The 16,145-nt window shown below is 55.2% G+C and carries 14 protein-coding genes; 7 read left to right on the top strand and 7 right to left on the bottom strand.

The genetic code is table 11. The features are described from left to right. Window positions 1-207: 207 nt before the first annotated feature. The 6 genes from ACQKE4_RS08555 to ACQKE4_RS08530 all read right to left on the bottom strand — a co-directional run bounded on the left by ACQKE4_RS08555 (window position 208) and on the right by ACQKE4_RS08530 (window position 6,683). Window positions 208-1,134 carry an electron transfer flavoprotein subunit alpha/FixB family protein gene (locus ACQKE4_RS08555; RefSeq protein WP_427387840.1) on the bottom strand — a complete coding sequence of 309 codons (927 nt, stop codon included), beginning with the start codon at window positions 1,132-1,134 and terminating at the stop codon, window positions 208-210. A gap of 42 nt (window positions 1,135-1,176) precedes the next feature. Continuing rightward, complete coding sequence (locus ACQKE4_RS08550) at window positions 1,177-1,926, bottom strand: electron transfer flavoprotein subunit beta/FixA family protein (RefSeq protein ID WP_427387839.1); 750 nt, start codon at window positions 1,924-1,926, stop codon at window positions 1,177-1,179. Between the two features lie 152 nt (window positions 1,927-2,078). After that, window positions 2,079-3,467 (bottom strand): hypothetical protein, encoded by a 1,389-nt coding sequence (locus tag ACQKE4_RS08545; protein WP_427387837.1) that lies wholly within the window; start codon window positions 3,465-3,467, stop codon window positions 2,079-2,081. Next, window positions 3,464-3,934, bottom strand: a complete 471-nt coding sequence (locus tag ACQKE4_RS08540; protein WP_427387836.1) for a PaaI family thioesterase — start codon at window positions 3,932-3,934, stop codon at window positions 3,464-3,466. Before ACQKE4_RS08540 ends, ACQKE4_RS08545 begins: the two co-directional genes overlap by 4 nt. Further along, window positions 3,931-5,532, bottom strand: coding sequence for a class I adenylate-forming enzyme family protein (locus ACQKE4_RS08535; protein WP_427387835.1), 1,602 nt, complete (start codon window positions 5,530-5,532; stop codon window positions 3,931-3,933). The genes ACQKE4_RS08540 and ACQKE4_RS08535 overlap by 4 nt, the downstream gene beginning before the upstream one ends. Continuing rightward, complete coding sequence (locus ACQKE4_RS08530) at window positions 5,532-6,683, bottom strand: acyl-CoA dehydrogenase family protein (protein ID WP_427387834.1); 1,152 nt, start codon at window positions 6,681-6,683, stop codon at window positions 5,532-5,534. Before ACQKE4_RS08530 ends, ACQKE4_RS08535 begins: the two co-directional genes overlap by 1 nt. A 257-nt stretch (window positions 6,684-6,940) precedes the next feature. Between ACQKE4_RS08530 and ACQKE4_RS08525 the strand changes: the two genes are divergently transcribed. The 7 genes from ACQKE4_RS08525 to ACQKE4_RS08495 all read left to right on the top strand — a co-directional run bounded on the left by ACQKE4_RS08525 (window position 6,941) and on the right by ACQKE4_RS08495 (window position 14,264). After that, window positions 6,941-8,464 carry a 3-hydroxyacyl-CoA dehydrogenase gene (locus tag ACQKE4_RS08525; protein WP_427387833.1) on the top strand — a complete coding sequence of 508 codons (1,524 nt, stop codon included), beginning with the start codon at window positions 6,941-6,943 and terminating at the stop codon, window positions 8,462-8,464. A gap of 22 nt (window positions 8,465-8,486) precedes the next feature. Continuing rightward, on the top strand, window positions 8,487-9,695 hold the full coding sequence (locus ACQKE4_RS08520; protein ID WP_427387832.1) for a 3-oxoadipyl-CoA thiolase: 1,209 nt from the start codon (window positions 8,487-8,489) through the stop codon (window positions 9,693-9,695). Between the two features lie 103 nt (window positions 9,696-9,798). Beyond that, window positions 9,799-10,620: an IclR family transcriptional regulator gene (locus ACQKE4_RS08515; protein WP_427387831.1), complete on the top strand. Its 822-nt coding sequence runs from the start codon at window positions 9,799-9,801 to the stop codon at window positions 10,618-10,620. 106 nt (window positions 10,621-10,726) lie between these two features. Beyond that, window positions 10,727-11,869 (top strand): MlaE family ABC transporter permease, encoded by a 1,143-nt coding sequence (locus ACQKE4_RS08510; protein WP_427387830.1) that lies wholly within the window; start codon window positions 10,727-10,729, stop codon window positions 11,867-11,869. After that, a complete protein-coding gene (locus ACQKE4_RS08505) occupies window positions 11,869-12,693 on the top strand; it encodes an ABC transporter ATP-binding protein (RefSeq protein WP_427387829.1) in 825 nt (274 codons plus the stop codon). Before ACQKE4_RS08510 ends, ACQKE4_RS08505 begins: the two co-directional genes overlap by 1 nt. A 6-nt stretch (window positions 12,694-12,699) precedes the next feature. After that, window positions 12,700-13,641 (top strand): MlaD family protein, encoded by a 942-nt coding sequence (locus ACQKE4_RS08500; RefSeq protein WP_427387828.1) that lies wholly within the window; start codon window positions 12,700-12,702, stop codon window positions 13,639-13,641. Then, complete coding sequence (locus ACQKE4_RS08495) at window positions 13,638-14,264, top strand: ABC-type transport auxiliary lipoprotein family protein (protein WP_427387827.1); 627 nt, start codon at window positions 13,638-13,640, stop codon at window positions 14,262-14,264. Before ACQKE4_RS08500 ends, ACQKE4_RS08495 begins: the two co-directional genes overlap by 4 nt. A 9-nt stretch (window positions 14,265-14,273) precedes the next feature. On the opposite strand, the gene ACQKE4_RS08490 is transcribed toward ACQKE4_RS08495, so the two are convergent. Continuing rightward, the gene (locus ACQKE4_RS08490; protein ID WP_427387826.1) at window positions 14,274-16,145 is read right to left on the bottom strand and encodes a protein kinase domain-containing protein; all 1,872 of its coding nucleotides are present in this window, start codon (window positions 16,143-16,145) and stop codon (window positions 14,274-14,276) included.

Genomic DNA, 16,145 nt, shown 5'->3' with positions numbered 1-16,145 from the left:
CGCTGGTTGTTATTATCGAAGCATAATACCGGATCGGGCACAGCCCGCCGCGGGGGCGCTATAAATCCTTCCCTGGACGCTAAATTCGCCATCTGACCGCCATGGATGGCGGAAATGCCGGAAACGTTGGGAACTTTTTTCCGGCCATGGCGAATAACCCCCGCTTTGGGCTGAGCCCGACCCTCTTACTGAGTCTCTAAAACACTCTTACAGCTTACTCTCAAGCGCCGGCAGGATCTCAAACAGATCGCCCACCAGCCCGTAATCAGCGATCTGGAAGATCGGCGCTTCGTCGTCTTTATTGATCGCGACAATCACCTTGGAGTCCTTCATGCCCGCCAAGTGTTGAATGGCTCCCGAAATACCCACGGCGATATACAGATCCGGTGCGACGATCTTGCCGGTCTGGCCGACCTGCATGTCGTTGGGTACGAAACCTGCGTCTACTGCAGCGCGGGAAGCACCAATCGCCGCGCCCAACTTGTCGGCAATGCCGTCGAGTAGCTTAAAGTTTTCACCGTTGCCCATGCCACGACCACCGGAGATCACCACCTTGGCGCCGCCCAGTTCGGGACGGTCCGATTTCGCCAACTCTTCTTTAACAAAGCTGGACTGGCTGTTTTCAACCACGACGTCAACCGCTTCAATCGTCGCGCTGTTACCTTCGCTGACCGCATCAAACCCGGTGGGACGGATGGTGATCACTTTCAGCACATCGTCGCTTTTGACGGTAGCGATAGCGTTACCGGCGTAAATCGGGCGCAGGAAGGTATCGGCACTCTCGACACCCAGCACGTCTGATAGCTGGCTGACGTCTTTAAGTGCGGCCAGGCGCGGCAGCACGTTTTTACAGGTGGTGGAGGCGCTGGCGAGTACGTGGGTGTAGCCATCGGCCAGTTCGACCAGTAGCGCGCCCATGGGCTCGGCGAGCTGGTGGGCGTAGACAGCGTTATCTGCGATGCGCACTTTGCTCACGCCGTCGAGTTTGGCGGCGGCGTCGGCCGCGGCTTGAACGCCTTCACCGGCAACAAGAACGTCAATATCGCCACCAATGGCTGTCGCGGCCGCCACAACGTGGGCCGTGGCGCCGGCCAGTTGGCCTTCGTGTAAATCGGCAAGTATCAGAATGCTCATGGAATCAGCTCCTTTCAAAGCGCTTGTAGCAAAGTACTTGTCTTAAAGAACTTTGGCTTCGTTTTTGAGTTTATCGATCAGCTCGTCTACCGAGGCGACTTTAATGCCGCCCTTGCGCTCGGCTGGGGATTCCACTTTGAGCAGGCTGACCTTGGAGGCGACGTCGATGCCATAATCGGCGGGGCTCTTCACATCCAGCGGCTTTTTCTTGGCCTTCATGATATCGGGGAGCTTGGCATAGCGCGGCTCATTCAAACGCAAATCGGTGGTCACGATCGCGGGCAGCGTCAGGGCGATGGTTTGCAGGCCGCCGTCGATTTCCCGGGTGACATTCACTTTGTCGCCGTCCACCGCCACTTCCGAAGCGAAGGTGCCTTGCGGAAGCCCCGTCAAGGCAGCGAGCATTTGGCCAGTCTGGTTGTTGTCGGTGTCAATGGCCTGCTTGCCGAGAATGACCAGACCGGGCTGCTCTTCCTCAACCACGTTGGCCAACAGCTTGGCGACAGCGAGGGATTCAGCGCGTTCGTCGGTTTCGATATGAATGGCGCGATCCGCGCCCAGCGCCAGCGCGGTACGCAGCTGCTCTTGGGCGGCTTTGGGGCCCACCGACACGGCGATGACTTCCGTCGCGACGCCCTTCTCTTTCAGGCGTACTGCCTCTTCCACGGCAATTTCGCAGAAGGGGTTCATGGCCATTTTGACGTTGGTGAGATCGACGTCCGAGTGATCCGCTTTAACACGGATTTTGACGTTGTAGTCGATGACGCGTTTAACCGCGACGAGAATTTTCATAGGGCGTGCTCCAATGCTGAGCTAGTCAATTCGGTTAATCTTGCCTTCATTCTGCCTTTATTTTGCAAGGCGGAATGTAATTTCATTTTATAACAAGAACAATAAAAAAACGCCGAACAAAGGTCAAGCGCTTCCTTAATTCCAGCACCTAGTTAAAAAGGTGACCACAAAAACCATGCTGCTAACAGCGGAATCGAGGTTACCAGAAACCGGCCGTTCCAGCGGTAGCCAATTCGCGTGGCGGATACCCCAGTAAAGCGAGACAATATCAGCATCGACGCGGTCATGGGTGACGACATCAGCGCCAGCGCCCAACCTACCATGAGCGACGAGCCGATTAGCGGTGGCGTCAACCCCTCAATGGCTAACTGCGGTAACAGGCCTACCAGCAGTGTCACCGTCACAATAGGATTAACGCCTACCTGAGCCAGCCCCACCACCATTAGCATAGCCAGTACGGCATTAAAGGCGCCCCACTGATTCAACACCGTTAAGAGCGGCGCTAACTGCTGGGTATCCACAAGCCCAACGCATAAATGTCCCAGGTAGCCCGCCGCCCCCAGCACCACTATCTCATTGGCACTAGGTGACAACAGCCAAGGCAACTGACGATGTACCGCACTAACGGCGGCTGGCAGCCCACCATAGCCAAGCCTACGCCGCTGCCAGGCAAGCCAAAGCAACGCCGCCGTGGGCGCGCCTAACAGTGCGGCAATGGGTAAACGCAGTTCTAACAGCCAAGCAAGGCTAAACACCAGCGCCACGATGCCCATCAGCAGCACACTAAACTGGCCCAACGGGCGTAACGAAGGAGTAGCTAGCTGAGTTTTACTAGCAGGAGGATGTGGGCCGGTCACAAAATCCACCACCCAACCCGCTAGAAAAATTAGCGTTGCAGCGCCCAAAATATAGGGCGCAAGCTCAAGCCAAGTGACCTGGGGAAGACTCGACAATACGACGGCAACACCGATACCCATGGGCGAAATAAGCGGCGCCAGGGAAAACCCACGCAACAGCGCCAGCATCATGCGCCGCTGGCGAGCTTCGCGAACCCAGGCCCGCCCTTGGGCGGCACCCAAAGTGTTGCTCTTTTCGATCATCGCAGCGAACAGATTTAATACGCCGATATTGAGTATGATGCCAAACAGCGCCGAGCCTGATGACAAAATCGGGTAACGGCGGCTGGGTGGTTGAAGCAGCATGCTCTGCCCGCAGCGGCGCACCAAACGGGAACGATAGGCAGGTAAGCGCAGCATACTCAGTGCCACCACAAAGGTAGCAAAAAAAGCAAAACGCCCGCTGGCCTCAAACAGCAGTTGAGCTGGGCTTGGCAAACGCCAAAGCGTAAGTAGCGTCAACACGCCCGCCACCAGCAGTAATCCTTTGGCCATACGGGTAAGCTGACCCGCCAGCGTGGATAAATAGAGCAGCAACGCGACAATGCCAACCGCCTGCCAAAAAAGGTTGCCGACCACCAGATGGAACAGCGTTGCCAGGGTGACTAGCAGTAATAGCGAGACCCGTAGACGGGCTGGGTTCACTCAGCAGACTCCCCGGGGTTATTTTCCGGAAAGCCCTCGGACGATTCGCTGCCACTGCGACGCCGAAACGATCCCTCTCCCATGGCCACTAAATTGCCCTTTTCGTCGACGACCTCACCACTCGTCATATAGGTTTTCTGCCCACCCCCACGCAGCGTGCCCGTTGCTCTTAACACGCCTTGCCGAGCGGGGCCAACAAAGGTAGTGGTCAGTGACAGCGTCATCCCCCGGCGAATATTGCCCGGCACATCACAGTGCAGACCCGCCAGACTCAGAGCGCTATCCAACATCGAAGCCAATACGCCGCCGTGAACATTGCCGCTGCGGTTTAGGTGCTTTGGCTCAATGGTGAGTTCAACCACGGCGCGGTCTTGCTGCCACTCAACCACATGCATACCTAATAACTCGTGATAGCCCATGAGCGCTTGTTGAGACGTATCTGGAGTGTGTATTTGCGAAGGGCTCATGAGGCGCTCTCCTGCTGCGCTAAATCCCGCAGCCGCCCTTTTAGTATTTTGCCGCTGGCGGTAGAAGGTAACGTATCCATTAAGACAATTTGGGTGGGCCGTTTGTAGGGTGCCAATCGCTCGGCGATAAAGGCCTTTAGCTCTGCCATATCAACGTCAATGCCCGACTCGCACTGCACAAAGGCGACCACTTCTTCGTTACCGGCGACTTGACGCCCCACAACGGCAGTAAGCGTGACCGCAGGATGCTCGTTGATCACCGCTTCCACATCCGGTGGGTAGATATTGAAGCCCGAGCGGATAATCAGCTCTTTGCTACGCCCTACGATATACAGCTGGTCATCGTGGTCGAGCTTGGCGATGTCACCGGTGTTGAGCCAACCCTCTTCGGTTAAAGTGGCGCGGGTAGCTTCCTGCTGACGAAAATAGCCTTTCATAATATTGGGCCCGCGCACCCATAGCTCACCCACCTCATCGCCGGACTGCTCGGAAGTTCCGCTATCGCTAAGCGGCTCCAGACGGTACTCGAGCAGAGGCAATACACGGCCAACGGTACTATTGCTATGGCGGTCATCAATGCGCGTTTGGCTGATCGTGGGGCTGGCCTCAGTTAAGCCGTAGCCATTATGCAGTGTCAGCCCAAAGGTCGCTTCCACCCGCACCTTGGTGTCGCTATCTAGTGGTGAACCACCTGCTGAGATATAAATCAGTTCTGGCGCTTCCAGGGGGCGCTGCTCGCGTTTTAAAAACTCCAGCGCCCGGGCATACATGGCGGGCACGCCCTGGAGTACGGTAATTCGCTCCTGCTTTAACGTCTCCAGCATATGCGCCGCATCGAAACGCGGCACGGTATATAGGCAGGCACCGTTATACAGCGACCCCATACAGACCGAGGAAAGCCCAAACACATGGGACAACGGCAGCACGCCATACACCCGCTGCCCCTCGCTTAAATGGCGCATGCCGCCCGAAATCGAAGCGATATAGAGAATGCCACGATGGGTCAGCATCACCCCTTTGGGTGTACCGGTCGTTCCTGAAGTGTAAATCATCGCCGCGACCTGTTCGGCGCCGCTGGCATATACCGGTTCAGGTTCACTGTCGTACAGCGGAGAAATCGCCAGCCCTCCTAACTGAGGATGCTGGTAGCGGTCGGCGGCGTGGCGCTCGGCGTGTTGGGAAGCTTCTGGCGAGGCATTGCATGTGTAGAACACGCGCCGGGGTAGGCAGTTGCCCTGAATCAAGTCCACTTCCTGGGCCGAGAGGCGCGAATTCACAATCGCCACCCATACATCCAATTCACTGGCGGCCAACAGCAGCACGACCAGAGCACGACAGTTTTCACTCACCGTCATTATCCGGTCGCCAGGGCGTATGCCCATTGCGCTTAACCACTCACAGGCAGCGTCTATTTCCCGGCCAAGCTCTGCATAGCTCCAGCGAACGTTGCCATCCACAATGGCGGGCTGTTCAGCCAGGCGTTTGGCGTTCTCAAGCACGCGGGTGCTGAGCCGATCAGGAAGTTCAGCCACCAGTTCGCTGGCAAGGCGACCAAAAATATTTTCGTCCGGTGCTTGGTAGGGAACCGACAAAGCCATTAGGACGCCTCCCGCACCATATTCCGCGCGATGACGATCTGCTGAATTTGCGTCGTGCCTTCGTAAATACGAAATAGCCGCACATCACGATAAAAACGTTCAACCGCGTACTCAGACATATAACCCGCGCCACCATGCACCTGTACTGCACGGTCAGCCACACGGCCAACCATTTCAGCGCAGAACAGTTTGCAGCAAGAAGCCAGCGTTGAGACGTTTTCACCATCATCTTTGCGTCGTGCGGCATCCATTACCATAGTTTTGCCTGCATAAGCTTCGGTTTTACTATCTGCAAGCATCGCTTGAATCAACTGGTGCTCGGCAAGCGCGGCACCAAATTGCTTACGCTCCATGGTGTAGCGCAATGACTCTTCCACTAAGCGTTCAGCAACACCGACGCATACAGCGGAGATATGCAGCCGCCCGCGATCAAGTACCTTCATGGCGGTTTTGAAGCCTTGGCCCTCTTTTCCGCCAATGATGTTTTCGGCGGGCACCCGACAGTTATCGAAAATAATATCGCAGGTGTGGGCGCCTTTCTGGCCCATCTTATTATCCGCAGGGCCGCGAACTAACCCAGGGGTGTCGCCTTCAACAATAAACGCAGAAATACCGCCCGCGCCTTTGTTATTGGGATCAGTGCGCGCCATTACGGTGAACAGATCCGCCTCGGGGCCGTTGGTGATATAGCGTTTGGTACCGTTCAAAATATAGTGGTCGCCATCACGCACGGCGGTCGTCCGCAGGCTGGCGGCGTCGGAGCCTGAATCCGGCTCGGTCAGGCAGAACGAGCTAAGAATCTCACCCGTAGCCAGTCGTGGAACATATTTGGCTTTCTGCTCGTCGGTGCCATCAATCAAAATACCTTGGGCACCAATGCCGTTGTTGGTACCAAACACCGAGCGAAAGGCGGGGGACGTTTTGCCAATTTCCATTGCCACCAGCGCTTCTTCTTCCATGGTTAAGCCAAGGCCGCCGTACTCTTCCGGGATCGATAGCCCGAACAGCCCCATCTCTTTCATTTCCGCAAGAATTTCCGGTGGCACCGCATCCTCTTCTGCCAGGCGCGCCTCATTAGGAATTAAGCGCTCACGGACAAAACGGGCGATAGTATCGACAAGCTGGTTAATCAATTCGGGATCGCGAATCATGACGGCTCCTGGTGGCAACGTATTTTTTATCGTTAGAGACTGCTGTTAACTGTTATTAGGAAGAAGTGCTTATAGATGGCGCTAATAAGCCGGTTTGCATTAGGTACGAACGCCCTATTTCGCCCTGCAAAATTAGCGTCTGCATTGCTTGTCAGGCACTTTTGCATAGCCTAGGATGGCAGTCAATAATTGAAACACTATTTTGCAATGCAGAATCAAACGCACAAAAGAACCCATTTACAGAGAGGATTTAGCGTATGTCTAATGAATCAACACTTTCGCCTTTCACCACGCTTGGTATTGTCGGCACTGGTGCCATGGGCCGTGGCATCGCTCAACTGGCTGCCCAAGCAGGCCTAAAGGTCATGCTGTTCGATGTTAAAGAGGGTGCTGTAAAAGAAGCCAAAACGTTTATCAATGGCCTATGGGAGAGAAGTGCTGAGAAGCAGCGCATCACTCAACAGCAGGCGCAGCAGTATAGTAAGCAGTTGATAGAGACAAGTGAACTTGCCGCCCTCGCCCCCTGCGATATCGTAGTAGAAGCCATTGTCGAGAAGCTTGAGGCCAAGCAGGGGCTGTTCAGCGATTTAGAAGCGATCGTCAGCCAGCAGGCGGTGTTAGCAACCAATACTTCTTCGCTATCCGTCACCGCCATTGCCGCCACCTGCCAGCATCCCGAGCGGGTCATCGGCTTTCACTTCTTTAACCCCGTACCACTGATGAAAATTGCCGAGGTCATCCCTGGCCTGCGTACCGCCGATGAGGTTACCAATCGGGTGAATGCTCTAGGTCAAGCCATGGGCCACTTTACGGCCCAGGCCACCGACACACCTGGCTTTCTGGTTAACCATGCCGGGCGTGCCTTCGGCACCGAAGCACTGCGGATTTTAGGCGAAAGCGTTGCTGACCCGGCGACCATTGACCGCATTATGGTCGATCAAGGCGGGTTCAGAATGGGACCGTTCACCCTGTTGGACCTTACCGGCCTGGATGTTTCCCACGCCGTGATGGAGTCGGTTTACCACCAGTATTATGAAGAGGCACGTTTTCGCCCGTCACCGCTGACCCGGCAACGTCTTGCTGCAGGCTTATTAGGGCGTAAAACCGGCGAAGGTTTTTACCGCTATGTAGAAGGCAAGCAGCAAATGCCGGATGAGCCTGCCATTGAAACCGTGCCCGCCTGCCCAGTGTGGATCAGCCAGGATGAGTCCGAAAGTGCCTCTGCTCTCGCCGAATTGGTAAACGCGGCGGGCTGGCCGTTAGAAACCGGCGCGCAGCCCAGTGAACAAGCACTCTGCCTGCTGACGCCCTTTGGCGAAGACGTCACCAGCTGCGCCCTGCGCCAGGGGCTAGACGCCAAGCAGTGCGTGGCCGTGGATATGCTTGCAGGGCTCGATAAACGCCGCAGCCTAATGACGACACCGCTTACCCAACACACCTTTATTCAAGCAGCGCAAAGCCTGCTCAATCATGACCGCACCCCGGTGAGCACGCTTCAAGATAGCAACGGTTTCGTTCTCCAGCGGGTGATTGCCTGCATCGTTAACGTGGGTGCCGATATTGCCCAACAAGGGGTTGCCGAACCCGCGACTATCGACCGGGCGGTTGAGCTTGGTTTGGGCTACCCCTTTGGGCCACTAAGCATGGGCGACCATTACGGCGCCACGCGCATTATGACGATACTGACCAACCTGCTAGAGGCCACCGGTGACCCGCGCTATCGCCCTAGCCCGTGGCTTCGTCGCCGCGCCGCGCTGCAAATGCCGCTAACAACTGCTTAAAAAAACAACAAGGAGAACACTTATGCAAGACGCCTATATTTACGACGGTTTACGCACCCCCTTTGGTCGCCATGGTGGCAGTTTAGCGGCTATTCGTCCCGATGAACTGCTGGGCTTAACGCTTAAAGCGCTGGTCGCCCGCAACCCTTTTGCGCCAGAAAGCTATGAAGAGGTGTTAGCAGGTTGCACCAACCAAGCGGGTGAAGACTCCCGTAACGTGGCGCGCCACGGTGCGCTGCTGGCGGGCCTGCCGATTGAGGTAGCCGGGCAAACCGTCAATCGTCTTTGCGGCAGCGGCTTAGCGGCGATGATGGATGCTGCCCGGGCAGCTCGACTGGGCGAAGGCGAGCTGTTTTTAGCAGGCGGCGTTGAGTCGATGTCCCGTGCGCCCTACGTATTAGGTAAAGCAGACTCTCCTTTTGCTCGCAACCAGCCAATGTACGATACGGTGATTGGCTCACGCTTTCCCAACCCTAGGATTGCTAAAGAGTTTGGGAGCCACAGCATGCCGGAAACCGCCGACAATATTGCCCACGACCTGAATATTGGCCGCGACGCCAGCGATGCCTTTGCCGCCCGCTCCCAGGCCCGCTACGCCCAAGCGCTGGCCGCCGGTTTCTACGACGGTGAGATGCTTGGCGTTGAGGTGCCCCAAGGACGCAAACAGCCTCCACTACGGGTAGATAAAGACGAGCACCCCCGCCCGCAAAGTACCGAGGACAAGCTAGCCAAGCTAGGAGCACTGTTCGATGGGGGTGTTGTCACCGCCGGCAATGCCTCAGGCCTCAATGACGGCGCCGCTGCCTTGATTGTTGGCACCCAAGGTGTCGGCGAGCGTGTCGGCTTAACGCCCCGCGCGCGCATAGTTGCCAGCGCCGTTGCCGGTGTTGCGCCAAGAGTGATGGGCTTGGGCCCGGTTCCTGCTTCGCAAAAGGCGCTTGCCCGTGCAGGACTCACGCTTGAGCAAATGGATGTGATTGAAATTAACGAAGCGTTTGCCGTTCAAGTATTGGGCTGCGTACAGCAGTTAGGAATTTCCGCCAACGACAGCCGATTAAACGCCAACGGCGGTGCCATTGCTATCGGCCACCCGCTGGGAGCTTCTGGCGCGCGCTTGGCACTAACGGCCTTGCGTCAGTTAGAGGCCACTGGCGGACGCTATGCGCTGGTCACCATGTGTATCGGTGTTGGCCAGGGCATCGCCACTATTATTGAGCGTCTAGACAGCTAAGTTAGTTTTATAATGAACGCCTTTTCGTTGATGGGCATAACAGCCGCGCCAAAGTAGATATGCGATACTTGGCACCCTAAGCCACCTATTGTTGGGATACTGAATGCACCCCACCGACACTGATGCTGACGACCCGCAGCTGCCAGGAAAAGATCGTAACTTTGTCACCGCGCTTGCGCGCGGTTTAGAGCTGCTGCGTGCCTTTGGCGCTGGTGAAGAGTATTTAGGCAATGCCGAACTCTCCAAGCGTACCAATATCCCCCGCCCAACGGTCTCACGGTTAACTTATACCCTTACCCAACTGGGCTATTTGCAGCACAACACGCATTTAGAGAAGTATCGCCTCGGCCCCGGCGTATTGGCGCTGGGGTATCGCTTTCTCGCCAATATGGGCATTCGTGAAATAGCCCGCCCGCATCTGCAAAAATTCGCCGATGCCACCGACTGTAACGTAAGCCTGGGCGGCGCTGACCGCAGCGATATGGTTTATCTGGAAACATGCCATGGTCATGGCCCACTCATCATCCGTTTGGATGCCGGTTCACGGCTGCCCATTGCCACCTCTGCGATTGGCCGTGCCTGGCTATGTGGCTTATCCGAGGAGCGTCGCCAGCAGGTGCTTCATGAGTTGGCCGAAGTTTATGGCAACGAGTGGCCACGTTATGAAGCAGGCATTCAACAGAGCTTACAAGATTATGCTCAATACGGCTTTTGTCTTTCTGAGCAAGACTGGCAGCGCGATATTAGTGCAGTCGCCATGCCGTTGATCTTAGAAGGCGGTGCGGAAGTGATGGCGATAAATTGTGGTGGCTCCAGCCTGCGCCTGGATCACGACCGCTTGGTTAACAATTTAGGCCCGCGGCTCCAAGAAGTCGCTAATCAGATAAAGCTGGAGTTGGCCCCCAGATATCGTGCTGGTAGATAGCCTTGAGCTAGGAAGACTTTAACTAACGCTCGTTTGAATGCATAATAGTCCTCTAAACAAGCGCATTGATACTATTCATCAATACTATTAGCGCCAAGGAGTGGGGATGCCAAGCGAGTGGATTGCGCGTGATGATCAAACCTTAACGCTACAAGGCGAGTGGACACTTGCCAATTATCGCGCTATTAAATCGACACTTGCTGATCATAAAGCCGACACTAAAGTGCCGAACGAGGCTGACAGGTTTGCGAAAGAAACGATCTCCCTAGAAGCGATCACCCGCCTTGATACGGCCGGTGCCATACTCGTTATTGAGCTAATTGGTGTCGAAAAAGCACAAAAAGTGTCCGAGTGGGCAGCTGAACTGCCTAAAGAACAGCAGGCACTGCTGGTGCGTATAGCCGAGGCCATGGATGCACCACTGGACGTTGAAACTCCCTCTTATTCGCGCATCAGCCAAGCGCTTGCCAGCGTAGGCCAACAAATGTTGGGACTTTGGTCCCAGCAGCGCCAACTGCTCGCCTTTATTGGCTTGGTCATTGCCACCCTATTCCAGCTGATATTACGGCCGCGCCGTTGGCGTGTGACTGCCACGGTAGCGCATGTTCAGCAGAGCGGCCTTAATGCGGTGCCTATCGTTGCGCTATTAACGTTTATGGTAGGCGCCGTAGTAGCGTTCCTGGGCGCTACCGTTTTGCAGGATTTTGGTGCCACGGTGTATACCATCGATCTGGTGGCGTTCTCTTTTTTGCGCGAGTTCGGCGTTCTGCTCGCCGCCATACTGCTAGCAGGACGTACCGCCAGCGCCTTTACAGCGCAAATTGGCGCCATGAAATCCAATGAAGAGATAGATGCCCTTCAAGCGCAAGGGCTAGACCCTATTGAGCTTTTGGTGCTGCCTCGGGTCATGGCGATGTTAATTAGCCTACCCATGCTGGCATTTGTGGGCATGCTCAGCGGTTTAGCGGGTGGCGCTATGGTCGCTACTCTGTCACTGGATATTTCTCTTACCCAGTTTATGAACACACTCCAAAAAGACGTGTCAGTAACGCACTTTCTGGTAGGGCTAAGCAAAGCCCCGGTATTTGCGTTTGTGATTGCCGTTATTGGCTGCCTGGAGGGCTTTAAGGTGAGCGGCAGCGCCCAATCAGTGGGGGCGCATACCACCTCCAGCGTGGTGCAGTCGATTTTTATGGTGATTCTGATTGATGCTCTCGCCGCGCTATTCTTCATGGAGATGGGCTGGTAATGGATTCAGATAAAGCCATAGAGCAAAACAACCAACCCGTAATTAAGGTACGGGGATTGGTCAACAGTTTCGGCTCCCATGTCGTTCACGAAGACTTGGATCTCACTCTTGAACGCGGCGAAATTCTTGGCGTCGTGGGCGGTTCAGGTACCGGTAAATCGGTACTTTTGCGCAGCATTGTCGGCTTAAAACGCCCCAATGGCGGCACGGTCGAAGTCCTGGGCACCACCCTTAACGAGCTAAGCGAAAAAGAGCGCAGTCATATTGAACGCCGCTTTGGCGTTCTATTCCAGCGTGGCGCGCTGTTTAGCTCTTTGAATTTGCAGGAGAATATTGCCCTGCCGCTGATTGAGCACGCCAAGCTACCTCGCGAAGATGCTGAACATCTCGCCAGGGTGAAGCTTTCGCTGGTCGGGTTACCCCCACAGGCCGCGCTTCAATTTCCTGAATCACTGTCGGGCGGCATGGTGAAGCGCGCAGCCCTGGCTCGCGCCTTAGCGCTAGACCCAGACATACTGTTTCTTGATGAGCCTACTGCAGGGCTTGACCCTATTGGCGCGGCGGCATTCGATCAGTTGCTGGTAACCCTTCGTGATGCACTTGGGTTCAGCGTTTTCCTGGTCACCCATGACCTGGATACGCTTTACGCCGCCTGTGACCGGGTTGCCGTGCTCTCGCAAAAACGCGTGTTGGTGGTGGACACCATCGACAAAGTGGCTGAAACCAACGATGAATGGATTCAAGACTACTTTCACGGGCCCCGTGGAAGAGCTGCACAAAGTGCGCATTCCATCTCTTCAACTAACGCTAACGTCCAGGAGTGACTGCACATGGAAACACGGGCGCATCACGTTTTAATCGGTCTCTTCACGCTGGCAACGGCCGCTGGCGCACTTCTGTTTGCGCTATGGATGAGCTATGCCGCCGGTGAACGCAGCTATCAGCCCTACCGCATCCTCTTTGAGCGCAGCGTAAGCGGCCTGTCCGTAGGCAGCAAAGTGCAGTACAACGGCATTGAGATAGGCGATGTGACTGAACTGATTCTGAATCCAAACGATCCACGCCAAGTCATTGCCAATATCCGCGTCTACGATGATGCACCGATCAAAACAGATACTCGCGCCAGACTCGCCTTTGCCAGTATTACCGGCAGCATGTCCGTTCAGCTCCACGGCGGCACCCCAGAGAGCCCACGCTTGGTTGATCAAACCAACGATGAGGAGCCGTTTATTCAGGCCGACCCTTCCCCTATCGCCACGCTATTCGATGAGGGTGAAGAGATGATCGAGAACATCAATTCGATCTTACAAAACGTTAACGAGCTATTTGACGATAATAACCGTGAGCAGGCTGGCAATATTTTGACCAATATTGCCCAGATCACCGAGATGATTGCCACTCAGCAAGAAGCCCTAGATGACAATATGGCGCTGTTTGGCGACGCTGCGCGTCAGGCAACCACTACGCTTGCAAGTATTGATGAACTCAGTCATGAAGCCACTCAGCTACTACGCGAGGATGGCCGTATAGTCATGCAAAGCGCTGCCGATGCTAGCCGCGATGTGGCGCGTGCCGCCCAGCGCATTGAGCAGTTAGTGGAGACTAACGCAGGTGCCATTGAAGGCAGTTTGCAAGGTGCGCAGAATATTGCGCCAGCGCTCTCTTCGCTTCGCTCAACACTGAGTACGCTGGATCGTATTACCCGCCAGTTGGAAGAGAGCCCGACGGACTTTTTCCTGGGCCGTGATCAGGTAGAGGAGTTCCGCCCATGAGTTTACGTATCCCCGCCACTATTCTAGTCAGTGCTGCCCTTCTACTCAGTGCGGGCTGTTCGATACTGCCCGAAAGCGAGCCTGCCACGCTTTACCGTTTGCCTGCCAGCGACTTGCCGGCTGCGGCTATCTCATCTAGTAGCGCTAGCCAGCGCCTAGGCATTGCCGATCCTGAAGCGGGACATCTGCTCAGTAGCAACCGGATTGTGGTTTATCCAGAGCGTAATGTGGTCAATGTCTACGAGGGTGCCCGTTGGCATGAAGATGCACCTGACTTGCTTAAGGCACGTTTGATTGCAGGGTTACAACAGAGCCAGCTATTTGCTGGTGTAGGCAGTGACCGCTTGCCGCATGATCTGCTGCTACTCAGTGAACTACGTCACTTCCAGAGCGATTATATGACCAATCCACCTACGGTTAGGGTGCAGCTTGATGTACAGCTGGTCGGCACTTCGAACCGAACGCCACTTGCTGCCATGAACTTCAGCACCAGTGCTCAAGCGAGCAGCGTCGACATTGCGGAGGTAGTGGATGCGTTTGGACGTGCTAGCGACGAGCTGACCGAACAGCTGGCAGCGTGGTTAGCGCAGCAGACCGATGTGATCAACAGCCCGGAGCGCTAAAAAATCACTCTACTGGTTTGATATTTTTTTCACATACTCCCGCGGGTCGCGGGGATAATAGCGCTCTGGCTGTTTTTCCAGGTGGGGAAAGTAGCGCGTGTCCTTGTAGGGCATCTTCATGAAGCCGGAGACCCCCAACCCTTCGATTTGGTTAACCGATGCAAGAATACTCGCCAGCAGCGTGCGAAATTCATGCTCTTTGGCAGGGTCAAGCAAACGGTAGTAGCTATGAATTTTAAGGTGCTGGGGTAACGCTTCAAAAATAATCATACCGGTATGATGAATGTCGTTTAGTTGCTGCAGCACGCGCATGATCGATTCAGGCAGCACCAGTAACTCTTCGGGGTCGGGGCCATCTTCAAAATAGCTGTGTTGACGGGTGCGATCCTCAAGCTCCGGCACCGCACTCAGCTCATAGCTGATTGCCATATTTGGCTCGCTGACAAAGGCGTCATCCGCTGAAGCGCGTTCTAAATGGAGCGTTTGGCGAGCATTGAACAGGCAGCTTTTAAATACCCCTTGGCGATGAATCGCCCGCGCGAGATGCACCATATTATTAACCGCCTCGATAAAGGCAGGCTTGAGCGCAGGGTCATGCAGGTTTAATGAAGAGTCGATATACACCCCTTCACGTTCCCAGCGTACTGCCAACCCCCCTACCACGGGATATTTTCCTAACCGGCTCACTGAGGCCAAAAAGGCCTTTTCGGTTTCGCCCATTCCCTGCATAAACTGCTTGTAGTAGCGGTCTAGCTGCACATCGTTAACGTCATTTAGGGTTTCTTGGGCATGCTCTTCCTGTGAAAAGGCTTCTCGCAGAAAGGCTTTGCGCGAGCTATAGACAACTGTATCAATCTCCTGCTCGGCAGGTCGCCCCCAGACCGGCACTAAGGGCACTTTAACCTCAGTAGGCAAATCAATCATCACGACTCGGGCCATACGCGACATACGCTGTACGAAGTAGTCACCCGCTTTGCGTCTAACCTGTGGGTCGGGGTCGAGCATGCCATCCAAGGTGCGAGCGAACTCCATGGGTAAGCCAAGTGAACTGGCGGGAATGGCTCGATGACCAAAGCGGCAGGATTGTGCCGACGCCAGCGCATACAGTGTCCCGGCTACCCCCTGCTCATCAAAGCGCGGCGAAGAGAGCGCTCCGTTCAACTGCTCCTCTCCGATAAAGTACACATCCCCTAGGCGGGCATTGGTTTGCTGCAAATTATCCGACATCAGCTCCATCACGTTGGCGCCCACAAACTGCAGCTGAGCATCTAGCTGAGCAAATACCGATGAGCCCCAATCAATCAGCGCAATGGATTCATGCTCAGAGTCAAATACTAAATTGGAGGGCTTGATATCGCCATGCACCACCGGACGGCACTGAGGGCCCGTTTCATGTCGAAGCGCGATAAGAATATCGGCTAACTGCGCGGCGATACGCACAATCAAGCGTGGAGAGAGACGCCCCTGCTTGAGCGATACTTGCTCCAAATTCAGGCCAGGCGCCCGCTCCATTACCAGTATTGATTGCCCTCGCGAGCGCTGATAGGTGATCAAACCAGGAATTCGCGGGTGGGAGACTTGATCAAGCATAAACGCCTCTTCTTCGAGGCGCTCTTGTAAATGGGTTGGTAGAGTAATGCGTGAAAACTTGAACACGTAGTTCGGGTTAGCACCCACGCCAACAGTGGGCGCGCTGCCAGCAAATACAAAACCATAAGCCCCCTTGCCGATCAACTCAATGCTTTGATAGCCCAACTGGGTGAGCTGCACTTGGCACAGCGCCACCCAGTCTTTAAGCTTACGGGCATCGTGGTGGCTCAGCAGGTATACCGATTGCTCTTCGGGTATGTAAAACTGCTGAAGCGGTACCTGTGGTGGCAT

Origin of the sequence: Halomonas sp. NPDC076908 (assembly GCF_050269715.1) — a bacterium.
Classification (GTDB): Bacteria; Pseudomonadota; Gammaproteobacteria; order Pseudomonadales; family Halomonadaceae; genus Vreelandella.
Note: the sequence above shows the minus strand (reverse complement) of the source record. Positions and strands in the feature narration are given on the sequence as shown.